The following is a 12,668-nucleotide window of genomic DNA, read 5'->3' as shown; positions in this document are numbered from 1 at the left end:
GACCTGCGGTCTTTTATAAACAGCGCGCCTGCTGCGGGCGCCTATGCTGTCCACAGCATGCGCTGTTTTACTTCTCGTTACAGACGATTTATTGACCGAGGAAACTCACTCAGGTGCAACGGCGCGAAGCATAGCGCAGCACTCGTCGTATTTCCCTGCATAAAGCTGGTCAAGAGCGATTCCCGTCGCTAGAATTGCGCACTTTTTGATCAGAGGCGCGCTAAGCGCCCGTCCGCAGCCTTTCGTGCACGACTGGCGGCGTCATTCAATACCGAGGTTAGACATGTCCACCACCATCGCAAAAGCCAACCCCAAGGTCGGCTTTGTATCCCTGGGTTGCCCAAAGGCTCTGGTCGACTCCGAACGCATCCTTACGCAACTGCGCATGGAAGGCTATGACGTCGTGTCCACCTACCAGGACGCGGACGTGGTGGTGGTCAACACCTGCGGCTTCATTGACTCGGCCAAGGCAGAGTCCCTGGAAGTGATCGGCGAAGCCATCAAGGAAAACGGCAAGGTGATCGTCACCGGCTGCATGGGCGTGGAAGAAGGCGCCATCCGCAACGTTCACCCGAGCGTGCTGGCCGTGACCGGCCCGCAGCAGTACGAGCAAGTGGTCAACGCCGTGCACGACGTAGTGCCGCCGCGCCAGGACCACAACCCGTTGATCGACCTGGTGCCGCCGCAAGGCATCAAGCTGACGCCGCGCCACTACGCCTACCTGAAGATTTCCGAAGGCTGCAACCACAGCTGCAGCTTCTGCATCATCCCGTCGATGCGCGGCAAGCTGGTGAGCCGCCCGGTGGGCGACGTACTGGACGAGGCCCAGCGCCTGGTGAAATCCGGCGTGAAAGAGCTGCTGGTGATCTCCCAGGACACCAGCGCCTATGGCGTCGACGTCAAGTACCGCACCGGTTTCTGGAACGGCGCACCGGTGAAAACCCGCATGACCGAACTCTGCGAAGCCCTGAGCAGCCTCGGCGTGTGGGTGCGCCTGCACTACGTTTACCCGTACCCGCATGTCGACGAGCTGATCCCGCTGATGGCCGCCGGCAAGATCCTGCCGTACCTGGACATCCCGTTCCAGCACGCCAGCCCGAAAATCCTCAAGGCCATGAAACGCCCGGCCTTCGAAGACAAGACCCTGGCGCGCATCAAGAACTGGCGCGAGATCTGCCCGGACCTGATCATCCGTTCCACCTTCATCGTCGGCTTCCCCGGCGAAACCGAAGAAGACTTCCAGTATCTGCTGGACTGGCTGACCGAGGCCCAACTGGACCGCGTCGGCTGCTTCCAGTACTCGCCGGTGGAAGGTGCTCCAGCCAACCTGCTGGACGCTGCCATCGTTCCAGACGACGTCAAGCAGGACCGTTGGGAGCGCTTCATGGCGCACCAGCAGGCCATCAGCTCGGCGCGCCTGCAACTGCGCATCGGCCGTGAGATCGAAGTCCTGATCGACGAAGTCGACGAACAAGGTGCGGTTGGCCGCTGCTTCTTCGATGCACCGGAAATCGACGGCAACGTGTTCATCGACGACGCCAGCGGCTTGAAGCCTGGCGACAAGGTCTGGTGCACCGTGACCGACGCCGACGAGTACGACCTGTGGGCTGAAAAGCGCGCATAAGGTGTAAAGAATTGAAAAAGCCCTGCCTCTGGACAAGATGCGGGGCTTTTTTAGGTCTATCGTTTTGCCCATCAGTGCCAAACATCAGCAAGGGGCAGCGGGCATGCGCCAGCATTCGGTTATCCATACACCAAAATCCAGCGATTATCAGGAACTGACCCGCATCTGGGAGGCTTCGGTGCGGGCCACCCACGACTTCCTGCCGGACAGTTACATCGAGTTGCTGAAAAACCTGGTGCTGACCCGCTACCTCGACGCCGTGATGTTGATCTGCACCAAGGACTCGCGCCAGCGCATTACCGGGTTTGCCGGAGTAGCAGCGGGCAAGGTCGAGATGCTGTTTATCGACCCCGAACACCGTGGCCAGGGCCTGGGCCGACAATTGCTGCGCTATGCCATCGAGTCCATGAACGCCGACCAACTGGACGTCAACGAACAGAACCCGCAGGCACTGGGCTTTTACTTCAAGCAGGGCTTCGAGGTGATCGGACGCACGGACCACGACGGCATGGGCCAGCCTTATCCGTTGCTGCACATGCGTTTGCGCCAGGCCCAGCAACAGGCCCGCCGCGGCTAAATGAAATGGAGCCGGGATTAACCGGCGCCACACAGGTACAATAGCCGCCCCCTTTTGTTTCGGCCCTTGTCATGACTGAACCCCTACGCCTCTCCAAACGCCTCATCGAACTGGTCGGTTGCTCCCGTCGGGAGGCTGAGCTGTTCATCGAAGGCGGCTGGGTCACGGTGGACGGCGAAGTGATCGACGAGCCGCAGTTCAAGGTCACCACCCAGAAGGTCGAGCTTGACCCTGAGGCCAAGGCCACTGCGCCGGAGCCGGTGACCATCCTGTTCCACGCCCCCGCCGGTGTGGATGCCGAGACGGCCATGGCGTCGATCAACGCCGAGACCCTGTCGGAAGAACACCGCTTCAGCAAACGCCCGCTCAAAGGCCACTTCCTGCGCCTGACCGCCAGCAGCGACCTGCAAGCCAAGGCCAGCGGCCTGCTGGTGTTCACCCAGGACTGGAAGATCCTGCGCAAGCTGACCGCTGACGCGAACAAGATCGAACAGGAATATGTGGTGGAAGTGTCCGGCGACATGGTCGCCCACGGCCTGAACCGCCTCAACCACGGCCTGACCTACAAAGGTAAGGAATTGCCGGCGGTGAAAGCCAGCTGGCAGAACGAGAACCGCCTGCGCTTTGCGTTGAAAAACCCGCAACCGGGTGTGATTGCCTTGTTCTGCGAAGCCGTTGGCCTGAAAGTCGTCGCCATTCGACGCATCCGCATTGGCGGAGTCTCCATCGGCAAAGTGCCGGTAGGCCAATGGCGCTATCTGTCCGGCAAAGAAAAGTTCTAAGACTTTTTTCGCCGCCGAATCTCTCGACACCGCCTGCCTGGGCGGTGTCCACAGTTGAATGACCAGGATTGCCCACCATGATTCACAATGACGTACTGCGCAGCGTGCGCTACATGCTCGACATCAGCGACAACAAGATGGTCGAGATCATCAAGCTCGGCGGCATGGAAGTCACCAAGGAAGACTTGCTGACCTACCTCAAGAAAGACGAGGAAGAAGGCTTCGTGTTCTGCCCGGACGAAGTCATGGCGCATTTCCTCGATGGCCTGGTGATCTTCAAGCGCGGCAAGGACGAAAGCCGTCCACCGCAGCCGATCGAACTGCCGGTGACCAACAACATCGTCCTCAAGAAGCTGCGAGTGGCCTTCGAACTGAAAGAAGACGACATGCACGCGATCCTCAAGGCTTCCGAGTTCCCGGTGTCCAAGCCAGAGCTGAGCGCGCTGTTCCGCAAGTTCGGCCACACCAACTACCGCACCTGCGGTGACCAGTTGCTGCGCAACTTCCTCAAGGGCCTGACCCTGCGCGTTCGCGCCTAAGCCTGTGAGCTACAGCGTCTCGCCCATCGGCTTTGTCCGCTCCTGCTTCAAGGAGAAGTTCGCCATCCCGCGCCAGCCACAACTGGCGCCTGCCGCCCGGGGCGTGCTGGAGCTGGTGGCGCCGTTCGACCAGGGTGAGGCGGTGCAGGGGCTGGAGCAGGTCAGCCATGTGTGGTTGCTGTTCCTGTTCCACCAGGCGCTGGAAGACAAACCCCGGCTGAAAGTGCGCCCGCCGCGCCTGGGCGGCAACACGTCCATGGGCGTATTCGCTACCCGCGCGACTCACCGACCGAATGGCATTGGCCAATCGGTGGTCAAGCTGGACAAGGTGGAGGACGGCCGTCTGTGGATATCCGGCATCGACCTGCTGGATGGCACGCCGATTCTCGACATCAAGCCGTACGTGCCGTACGCAGACATCGTTGACACCGCGAGCAACAGCATCGCCAGCGCTGCGCCACAGCTGATTCCCGTGCAGTGGCTGAAGACTGCGCTGCAACAGGCGCAGGGCCACGCTCAGCGCCTTGACGAGCCATTGGTGGCGTTGATCGAGCAGTGTCTGGCGCAAGATCCACGGCCGGCGTACCAGACGCCGGGGCCAGAGCGGGAATACGGGGCGCAGTTCTGGGACGTGGATGTGCGGTGGCACTATCCCGAAGCCGGGATGATTTGTGTGCTGGAAGTGGTGTCGGCTGGATAAACCGGAAACAAATGTGGGAGCGGGCTTGCTCGCGAAGGCGGTGTAACAGTCACCAGATGTATTGACTGATCCACCGCCTTCGCGAGCAAGCCCGCTCCCACATTTTTTTACGTCGCCCTTATTTCTCGACGAACGCACGCTCGATCAAGTAGTCACCCGGCTCACGCATACGCGGGGAGACCTTCAACCCGAAGCTGTTCAGCACTTCGCTGGTTTCATCCAGCATGCTCGGGCTGCCGCACAGCATGGCGCGGTCGTCTTCAGGATTGATCGGCGGCAGGCCGATGTCACTGAACAGCTTGCCGCTGCGCATCAGGTCGGTCAGGCGGCCTTCGTTTTCGAACGGCTCGCGGGTCACGGTCGGGTAGTAGATCAACTTGTCACGCAGGGCCTCGCCGAAGAACTCGTTCTGCGGCAGGTGCTCGGTGATGAATTCGCGGTAGGCGACTTCGTTGACGTAACGCACGCCGTGGCACAGGATCACTTTTTCGAAACGCTCGTAGGTTTCCGGATCCTGGATCACGCTCATGAACGGCGCCAGGCCGGTACCGGTGCTGAGCAGATAGAGGTGCTTGCCCGGCTTCAAATCGTCGAGCACCAGGGTGCCCGTCGGTTTTTTGCTGATGATGATCTCGTCGCCTTCCTTCAAGTGCTGCAATTGGGAAGTCAGCGGGCCATCAGGCACCTTGATGCTGAAGAACTCCAGATGCTCTTCCCAGTTCGGGCTGGCAATGGAGTAAGCGCGCATGAGCGGGCGGCCATTAGGCTGTTGCAGGCCGATCATCACGAACTGACCGTTCTCGAAGCGCAGGCCCGGATCACGGGTGCACTTGAAGCTGAACAGAGTGTCGTTCCAGTGATGAACACTGAGGACACGCTCGTGGTTCATGTTGCTCATGTACGGGGGACTCCTGGAAATGGGTCTGCGCCAAATGATAGATGCGCAATTGCACAGCATTCTAATGGCGGCGACAATATCTGTTAACTGGATTATTAAGATAAGGGTTATCGGTTATATCGATATGCGATTTACTCTACGTCAACTGCAAGTCTTCGTCGCCGTCGCCCAGCAGGAAAGCGTCTCGCGCGCTGCTGGCCTTCTGGCCTTATCTCAGTCCGCCGCCAGCACCTCGATTACCGAGCTGGAGCGTCAATCCAGCTGCCAATTGTTCGACCGCGCGGGTAAACGCCTGAGCCTCAACGCCCTGGGCCACCAGCTATTGCCCCAGGCGGTGGCACTGCTGGACCAGGCCAAGGAGATCGAGGACCTGCTCAACGGCAAGTCGGGCTTCGGCTCCCTGGCCGTCGGCGCCACCCTGACCATTGGCAATTACCTGGCCACGCTGCTGATCGGCAGCTTCATGCAACAACATCCCGAGAGCCAGGTGAAGCTGCATGTGCAGAACACTGCGCATATCGTGCATCAGGTGGCGCACTACGAAATTGATCTGGGTCTAATTGAAGGCGACTGCAGCCACCCGGACATCGAGGTGCAAACCTGGGTGGAAGACGAGTTGGTGGTGTTTTGTGCGCCCCAGCATCATCTGGCCAAGCGCGGCCAGGCCACCATGGAAGAGTTGACCCATGAAGCGTGGATCCTGCGGGAACAAGGCTCCGGTACGCGCCTGACCTTTGACCAGGCCATGCGGCATCACCGCAGCGCGCTGAACATTCGCCTGGAGCTGGAACACACCGAGGCGATCAAACGCGCGGTGGAATCAGGCTTGGGGATTGGCTGCATTTCCCGGCTGGCGCTGCGCGACGCCTTCCGGCGCGGCAGCCTGGTACCGGTGGAAACCCCGGACCTGGACCTGGCCCGGCAGTTCTACTTCATCTGGCACAAGCAAAAGTACCAGACCTCGGCCATGCGCGAATTCCTCGAGCTGTGCCGTTCCTTCACCGCCGGGGTGCAGCGCAGCGACGAGATTGTGCTGCCGACCATTGCCTAGATCAGAATCACGGCCCAGACCAGGGTAATCATGGTCAGTGCGACAAACTGCGCGGCGCTGCCCATGTCCTTGGCGTTTTTTGACAACGGATGCAGGTCCAGGGAAATCCGGTCAATCGCCGCTTCGACGGCGGAGTTGAGCAATTCGACGATCAACGCCAGCAGGCACACGGCAATCAGCAGCGCCCGCTCTACCCGGCTGACGTTCAGGAAGAAACTCAGCGGGATCAGGATTGCATTGAGCAACACCAACTGACGAAAAGCCGCCTCGCCGGTGAAAGCCGCACGCAGGCCATCCAGGGAATAGCCCCCCGCGTTGAAGATACGTTTGATACCGGTTTGACCTTTGAAAGGCGACATAGAGTAGGCAACTGAGCAAAAAGGTGTGGGGAAACTAGAGCAAGCAAAGTCAAAAAAACGTGAATGAACAGCGTCTTAATGCTGCGAAATTGACTCAAGTTGTTGCAGGAGCAATGCAGCCTGGGTTCGCGTTCGCACGCCCAGTTTGCGGAAAATCGCCGTGACGTGGGCTTTGATGGTCGCTTCCGACACGCTCAACTCGTAGGCAATCTGCTTGTTCAACAGGCCTTCGCAGACCATTGTCAGCACGCGGAACTGCTGGGGCGTCAGGCTGGCCAGGCCATCACGGGCGGCCTTGGCTTCGTCGGAGACATTGATCTCTTCAAAGGCTTGGGGCGGCCAGGAGACATCGCCATCCAACACCGTGCGCACGGCTTTCTGGATATCTTCCATGGAGCTGGACTTGGGAATGAAACCGCTGGCACCGAACTCCTTGGAGCGCACCACCACCGAAGCCTCTTCCTGCGCCGAGACCATCACCACCGGAATTTGCGGGTATTGCCCGCGCAGCAGCACCAGCCCGGAAAAACCGTAGGCACCCGGCATGTTCAGGTCCAGCAGGACCAGGTCCCAGTCGGACTTTTCGGTGAGGCGGGTTTCCAACTCGGCAATGCTGGCGACTTCGACGAGGCGTACATCCGGCCCCAGGCCCAGCGTGACCGCCTGGTGCAGCGCGCTGCGAAACAGCGGGTGGTCATCGGCAATCAGGATTTCGTATGTGGCCATTGATTAAATGATCCTGTTTTTTATGGGGGCACTGATGGGTTCAGTGCTCGCCAACACGCAAGGTGGCTGCCAGGCCAGCAGTCACCAAAGGGCGCGCTCAACGTCAAAAGACGACGTATCCAATCTGTGACAACGCCCCAATCGGCGCCAAGCATGCCCAGCGTAGCCTGGGTGGTCAAGCGCTACGCCCGTGGCTATTCTAGCGGGCCGCGCATTTGCGCGGCCATCATGCAAAGGTCGGCTGGCCATGACACCTACAGATAAGGTGCAAGGCGAGTATGGACGACATCGGCCGGGTCCAGCGCCAACTGAAACTTGGCGGCCAGGTAGTGGGTGCTGAACACGTCCAGATAGGCGTCGAGCACTTCGCTGGCCGCCTGATCCTCAGCGAGCTCCAGGCACAGGGCCGCCACTTCGGCGGTGCAGAAATGATCATCACGCTTGGAGCGGCGCAGTTTGTAGCGCGAGAGTTGCTCGGGGGCCAGGCTCAGCACCGGCAAGTGCTCCAGGTACGGGCTCTTGCGGAACATCTTGCGCGCCTCGCTCCAGGTACCGTCCAGCAGAATGAACAGCGGGCGCTTGCCCTCTTCCAGACTGACCTGGTTGACCACCCGCTCCGGCGCCACGAATTCGCCGGGAAAGACGATATAAGGCTGCCACTGCGGGTCGGCCAACAAGGCGAGCAACTCAGGCTCGACTTCAGTCCGTGACCAGGGGAATGCAGTGGTGTCGTTGATCACATCGGCAATCAGCCAGCCGGTGTTGCTGGGCTTCATCGGCTCTACGTCATGCATCAGCAGGCACATGCCGGATTTGGCCTGGACCTTGGGCCGCCAGGCACACAGGCAATACTCGGGAATCACCCGGCAGCCGGGGCAGCGCTCGGCACGGGAGCCTCGCGCAACAAACGGTTTAACGGCGCGGGCCAGGCGCTGGGTGCGCAAACGGGAGACTGCATGGCTCATCGGGTGCGCCGCTGCATGAACGTGGAAATCGACACGGATAGAACTCGGGAAGGCAAAAGTTACCGCAGTTTACCAGAGGCGCCCTCGCCTACCTGCACTTCCCGGCAATAGGCTGGCCGTAGTGGCAGGCGGTCACCTATAATCCCGCGCCACTGAACGCACAGCGCAGTGGCTGGTCTATGCACCAGTAACCGAATCAGGAGAGTTTCATGCTGCGTCTTATGCCACGCCTTGTAGTTCCGTCCGTCGCCCTTGCGTTGGTGTTGCCCCTGGGTGCCCAAGCGGCCTCGTTGCTGGAGGCTCAACTGAACAGGAAGCTGCAAAGCGTCGCAGAGGAAAGCAACAAGAACTTGCCTCGGGAAATTGACGATAAAACCCTGGAAGTGGCCTACACCGTTGAAGGCCTGCAACTGATTGATCATCTCAGCGTACTGCCAGACCGCGCCGAGCAAATGCGTGCCAATCCCAAGGCGGTGTACTTCCAGCTGGGTCAAAGCGTGTGCCTGAACACGGGTTATCGCGAGCTGATGGCCAAGGGCGCGATCATGCGTTACGAAATCACCGAGAACAAAACCAACCGCCCGGTGGCGTCGGTGAAGTTCCAGGAAGCAGACTGCCCGGCGCCTGCGGCGGCGAAGAAGAAAAAGTAAGCGATGCCCCCTGTCGCGCGCCGCTGATCAGCGGCGCGCAATACGCCCCTCTGCACTCTGCGCCATTGCCCGCCCGCGGCACCGTCTAAACTCCCTCACAAGTGATCAATAAGCGATTGCCAGCCAAGACTTTATAGGCTCATGATCAATTCATCCTGAAAGCCTGGAGCATCGGGTTTTCACACCGTTCTGTAACATTTTCAGGGCAAAAGAGGGTTGCCCTCCTGAGCGTGCAGTGCAAAGGTTTTTAAACATAAGGAATATACAGAACCGGTTTCGCCCACCTCGTTAATCAGAGGCAACGACACATGCAGTGTCGTGGTCCCGACGAATTTCTCGCCGGCACCCAGGGTTCTGTGAAGAAGGAGAAGTTGAATGCCTTACGAACCGAATGAACTCCTGATCCGTCAATTTCAAGAAAACGGCACCGACCTCACGCAGCAGGTCGACGCACAACTCCACCTGATTGCGCCCAGCAGCCCGAACATCCCCCTTTATCGCGACATGATCTTTACCGTGTTGCGCATGGCCCAAGACGACCGCAGCCGCTGGAACGCCAAGATCACCCTGCAGGCAATCCACGAACTGGACCACGCCTTCCGGGTGCTCGAACAGTTCAAAGGCCGACGCAAAGTCACGGTGTTCGGTTCGGCGCGCACGCCAGTGGAAAGCCCGCTGTATGCCTTGGCCCGGGAAGTGGGCGCGGTCCTGGCCCGCTCGGACCTTATGGTGATTACCGGCGGTGGCGGCGGCATCATGGCGGCGGCCCACGAAGGGGCGGGGTTGCAACACAGCCTGGGGTTCAACATCACCCTGCCGTTTGAACAGCATGCCAACCCGACCATCGATGGCACCGAGAACCTGCTGTCCTTCCACTTCTTCTTTACCCGCAAGCTGTTCTTCGTCAAGGAGGCCGACGCCTTGATCCTGTGCCCAGGCGGTTTCGGCACGCTGGATGAAGCGTTGGAAGTGCTGACCCTGATCCAGACCGGCAAAAGCCCGCTGGTCCCAGTGGTACTGCTGGATGCACCGGGCGGCAGCTTCTGGCAAGGCGCCCTGGACTTTATCCGCAGCCAGCTTGAAGCCAATCGCTACATCTTGCCCACTGACCTCAAGCTGGTGCGCCTGGTGTACAGCGCTGAGGAGGCGGTGGAAGAGATCAATCAGTTCTACGCCAACTTCCACTCCACCCGCTGGCTGAAGCGCCAATTTGTGATTCGCATGAATCATCCATTGAGTGACCGTGCACTGGCCCACCTGCAGGAGGCATTTGCCAGTCTTCGCCTCAGTGGCGACTTCCAACAAATTGCGTACACCGGCGAGGAGCATGACGAACCAAGCTTCAGCCATCTGACACGCCTGGTATTCAACTTCAACGGGCGTGACCAGGGACGGTTGCGGGAGTTGGTGGACTACATCAACTTGCCGGAAAACTGGGCTCAGGCTCAGGGAAAAACGCAGCAGCGGGTGACGGAGACGGCGTGATTTGCCCCTGAAACGCAAAAAGCCCGCTATTTTCATAGCGGGCCTTTTGGGTTGTGTCAGGTAGAACGATGCGCAGGTTGGGGCCGCTGCGCAGCCCAGCGGGAGCAAGCTCCCTCGCCACCAAGCCCCGCAATAATCAGAGCAACCATTTACCAGACGCAGCCTTCAGTCATCCATATCCCGACCGCTCAACAAGCGGCTGATCATCTCCATCGAAAACCCGCGATAGCTCAAAAAGCGACCTTGCTTCGCCCGTTCCCGCGCATCAATAGGCAGATGACCGGCAAACTTGCGACGCCAGGTATCTTCCAATTGTGCCTGCCAGTTGATACCGCACTCACGTAAGGCGAGCTCGATATCAGCACGTTGCAGGCCACGCTGGCTTAGCTCTTCACGAATTCGCGCAGGGCCATAGCCGGATCGGGCTCGGTAAGAGACAAAACTTTCGAGGTAACGGGATTCCGACAGCAGCCCTTCTTCCGTCAAGCGGTCAAGGGCTGCGTCGATCATCTCAGGATCTGCGCCGCGCTGACGCAGTTTACGCGTCAGCTCGACTCGACCATGCTCGCGTCGTGCGAGCAGGTCCATTGCAGTGCGCCTTACGGCGACGGGTGTATCGAGGACAACGCTCATCGTTTGCTTCAGATGTCAGTGTCGACTTCTTCTACTTCTTCAACCGGCTCGCGGTTGGCGGCCGCCTTGACGTCAGGTGCCGGGGTCAACAGCTTGTCGCGGATCTGCTTCTCGAGCGTAGCGGCAACATCCGGGTTATCCGCAAGGAACTTGGCCGAGTTGGCCTTGCCCTGGCCGATCTTGCTGCCGTTGTAGGCATACCAGGCACCGGACTTCTCGACGAAACCGTGCAGCACGCCCAGGTCGATCATCTCGCCGTTCAGGTAGATACCCTTACCGTAGAGAATCTGGAACTCGGCCTGACGGAACGGCGGGGCCACCTTGTTCTTCACGACTTTAACGCGGGTTTCGCTACCGACAACCTCGTCACCTTCCTTCACCGCGCCAGTACGGCGGATGTCCAGACGGACCGAAGCGTAGAACTTCAGCGCGTTACCACCGGTGGTGGTTTCCGGGCTGCCGAACATCACGCCGATCTTCATCCGGATCTGGTTGATGAAGATCACCAGGCAGTTGGCGTTCTTGATGTTACCGGTGATTTTACGCAGGGCCTGGGACATCAGGCGGGCTTGCAGGCCCACGTGCATGTCGCCCATTTCGCCTTCGATCTCAGCCTTCGGTACCAGGGCTGCCACGGAGTCGACCACGATCACGTCGATGGCGTTGGAGCGCACCAGCATGTCGGTGATTTCCAGCGCTTGCTCACCGGTGTCCGGTTGCGAAACCAGCAGGTCGTCAACGTTGACGCCCAGTTTGCCGGCGTATTCTGGATCCAGGGCGTGCTCGGCATCGACGAACGCACAAGTGGCGCCCATCTTTTGTGCCTGGGCAATCACCGACAGGGTCAGGGTGGTTTTACCGGAAGATTCAGGACCGTAGATTTCAACGATACGGCCTTTTGGCAGGCCGCCAATGCCGAGCGCGATATCCAGACCCAGAGAGCCAGTAGAGATAGCCGGGATCGCCTGACGGTCGTGATCGCCCATACGCATTACGGCACCCTTGCCGAATTGACGTTCGATCTGACCCAGGGCCGCAGCCAAGGCTTTCTTCTTGTTGTCGTCCATTAAAGTCCTCACGTAATCAATAAGGCCTGGCGGCCAACACCTGTATAAGTAGACAGTATTGTTCCACAAAGATCCGTGATCGCCTACCCCTGTTTTTCTATTTCTGCTGCAGCTCGTCGCAACAAGCCCTCTAGCGCGGCCTTTACCGTTTGTCGGCGGACCTCGTCACGGTTCCCAGGGAAGTGTTCAAGCTCGGTGGTGACCTCATCGCCCACGCCCCAGGCCAGCCATACGGTGCCCACCGGTTTGTCCGGCGAACCGCCATCGGGGCCGGCCACACCGCTGACCGCTACGGCAAAACGCGCCAGGCTTTTCTCCTGGGCACCTCGCACCATCGCCTCCACCACTTCGCGACTGACAGCGCCGACTTTGGGGAACAGCACTTCCGACACATTCAGCTGTCGGGTCTTCTGGCGATTGGAATAAGTGACGTAGCCCGCCTCGAACCAGGCCGAACTCCCGGGAATCCGCGTGATCGCCTCGGCGATACCGCCGCCGGTGCACGACTCGGCCGTTGTGACGTGGGCATTGAGAACCTGCAAGCGTCGACCAAGTTCAGCGGCGAGTTGAGTAATTTCCTTCACGGTCATCTCCTGGAGTGGACGGGCGTTT

Annotated in this window: 15 protein-coding genes; 8 read left to right on the top strand and 7 right to left on the bottom strand. The window is 59.7% G+C overall.

Annotated features, from left to right (window positions below):
• Positions 1 to 283: 283 nt before the first annotated feature.
• The 5 genes from rimO to tsaA all read left to right on the top strand — a co-directional run bounded on the left by rimO (position 284) and on the right by tsaA (position 4,222).
• Positions 284 to 1,624: a 30S ribosomal protein S12 methylthiotransferase RimO gene (gene rimO / locus BLU46_RS22785; RefSeq protein ID WP_003208624.1), complete on the top strand. Its 1,341-nt coding sequence runs from the start codon at positions 284 to 286 to the stop codon at positions 1,622 to 1,624.
• Between the two features lie 103 nt (positions 1,625 to 1,727).
• Positions 1,728 to 2,201 (top strand): GNAT family N-acetyltransferase, encoded by a 474-nt coding sequence (locus BLU46_RS22780; protein WP_076015379.1) that lies wholly within the window; start codon positions 1,728 to 1,730, stop codon positions 2,199 to 2,201.
• A 71-nt stretch (positions 2,202 to 2,272) separates the two neighbouring features.
• On the top strand, positions 2,273 to 2,983 hold the full coding sequence (locus BLU46_RS22775; RefSeq protein ID WP_003208627.1) for an rRNA pseudouridine synthase: 711 nt from the start codon (positions 2,273 to 2,275) through the stop codon (positions 2,981 to 2,983).
• 77 nt (positions 2,984 to 3,060) lie between these two features.
• On the top strand, positions 3,061 to 3,522 hold the full coding sequence (locus BLU46_RS22770; protein ID WP_063027512.1) for a YehS family protein: 462 nt from the start codon (positions 3,061 to 3,063) through the stop codon (positions 3,520 to 3,522).
• Positions 3,523 to 3,526: 4 nt separating this feature from the next.
• On the top strand, positions 3,527 to 4,222 hold the full coding sequence (gene tsaA / locus BLU46_RS22765) for a tRNA (N6-threonylcarbamoyladenosine(37)-N6)-methyltransferase TrmO (RefSeq protein ID WP_093205580.1): 696 nt from the start codon (positions 3,527 to 3,529) through the stop codon (positions 4,220 to 4,222).
• A 118-nt stretch (positions 4,223 to 4,340) separates the two neighbouring features.
• Here tsaA and fpr read toward each other — a convergent pair whose 3' ends face one another.
• The gene (gene fpr / locus BLU46_RS22760) at positions 4,341 to 5,120 is read right to left on the bottom strand and encodes a ferredoxin-NADP reductase (RefSeq protein WP_003189055.1); all 780 of its coding nucleotides are present in this window, start codon (positions 5,118 to 5,120) and stop codon (positions 4,341 to 4,343) included.
• 124 nt (positions 5,121 to 5,244) lie between these two features.
• Between fpr and BLU46_RS22755 the strand changes: the two genes are divergently transcribed.
• Positions 5,245 to 6,171 (top strand): LysR family transcriptional regulator, encoded by a 927-nt coding sequence (locus BLU46_RS22755; protein ID WP_003208633.1) that lies wholly within the window; start codon positions 5,245 to 5,247, stop codon positions 6,169 to 6,171.
• On the opposite strand, the gene BLU46_RS22750 is transcribed toward BLU46_RS22755, so the two are convergent.
• The 3 genes from BLU46_RS22750 to BLU46_RS22740 form a co-directional block, all read right to left on the bottom strand.
• Positions 6,168 to 6,530 (bottom strand): diacylglycerol kinase, encoded by a 363-nt coding sequence (locus BLU46_RS22750; RefSeq protein ID WP_063027508.1) that lies wholly within the window; start codon positions 6,528 to 6,530, stop codon positions 6,168 to 6,170. The genes BLU46_RS22755 and BLU46_RS22750 overlap by 4 nt on opposite strands.
• 75 nt (positions 6,531 to 6,605) lie before the next feature.
• The gene (gene erdR / locus BLU46_RS22745) at positions 6,606 to 7,256 is read right to left on the bottom strand and encodes a response regulator transcription factor ErdR (RefSeq protein WP_003208636.1); all 651 of its coding nucleotides are present in this window, start codon (positions 7,254 to 7,256) and stop codon (positions 6,606 to 6,608) included.
• A gap of 254 nt (positions 7,257 to 7,510) precedes the next feature.
• Positions 7,511 to 8,221 carry a tRNA-uridine aminocarboxypropyltransferase gene (locus BLU46_RS22740; RefSeq protein ID WP_093205576.1) on the bottom strand — a complete coding sequence of 237 codons (711 nt, stop codon included), beginning with the start codon at positions 8,219 to 8,221 and terminating at the stop codon, positions 7,511 to 7,513.
• A gap of 209 nt (positions 8,222 to 8,430) precedes the next feature.
• Here BLU46_RS22740 and BLU46_RS22735 point away from each other — a divergent pair, with 209 nt between their 5' ends.
• The gene (locus tag BLU46_RS22735; protein WP_017480169.1) at positions 8,431 to 8,871 is read left to right on the top strand and encodes a PA3611 family quorum-sensing-regulated virulence factor; all 441 of its coding nucleotides are present in this window, start codon (positions 8,431 to 8,433) and stop codon (positions 8,869 to 8,871) included.
• 375 nt (positions 8,872 to 9,246) lie between these two features.
• Positions 9,247 to 10,356 (top strand): LOG family protein, encoded by a 1,110-nt coding sequence (locus BLU46_RS22730; protein WP_063027504.1) that lies wholly within the window; start codon positions 9,247 to 9,249, stop codon positions 10,354 to 10,356.
• A gap of 165 nt (positions 10,357 to 10,521) precedes the next feature.
• On the opposite strand, the gene recX is transcribed toward BLU46_RS22730, so the two are convergent.
• The 3 genes from recX to BLU46_RS22715 all read right to left on the bottom strand — a co-directional run bounded on the left by recX (position 10,522) and on the right by BLU46_RS22715 (position 12,640).
• Positions 10,522 to 10,989: a recombination regulator RecX gene (gene recX / locus BLU46_RS22725; RefSeq protein WP_063027502.1), complete on the bottom strand. Its 468-nt coding sequence runs from the start codon at positions 10,987 to 10,989 to the stop codon at positions 10,522 to 10,524.
• Between the two features lie 8 nt (positions 10,990 to 10,997).
• The gene (gene recA / locus BLU46_RS22720; protein ID WP_003208645.1) at positions 10,998 to 12,056 is read right to left on the bottom strand and encodes a recombinase RecA; all 1,059 of its coding nucleotides are present in this window, start codon (positions 12,054 to 12,056) and stop codon (positions 10,998 to 11,000) included.
• 83 nt (positions 12,057 to 12,139) lie between these two features.
• Positions 12,140 to 12,640, bottom strand: a complete 501-nt coding sequence (locus BLU46_RS22715; RefSeq protein ID WP_093210182.1) for a CinA family protein — start codon at positions 12,638 to 12,640, stop codon at positions 12,140 to 12,142.
• Between the last annotated feature and the right edge of the window lie 28 nt (positions 12,641 to 12,668).

The organism is Pseudomonas yamanorum (genome assembly GCF_900105735.1).
Classification (GTDB): domain Bacteria; phylum Pseudomonadota; class Gammaproteobacteria; order Pseudomonadales; family Pseudomonadaceae; genus Aquipseudomonas; species Aquipseudomonas yamanorum.
The sequence above is the reverse complement of the archived record's forward strand: the minus strand, read 5'-3'. Positions and strand labels throughout refer to the sequence as shown.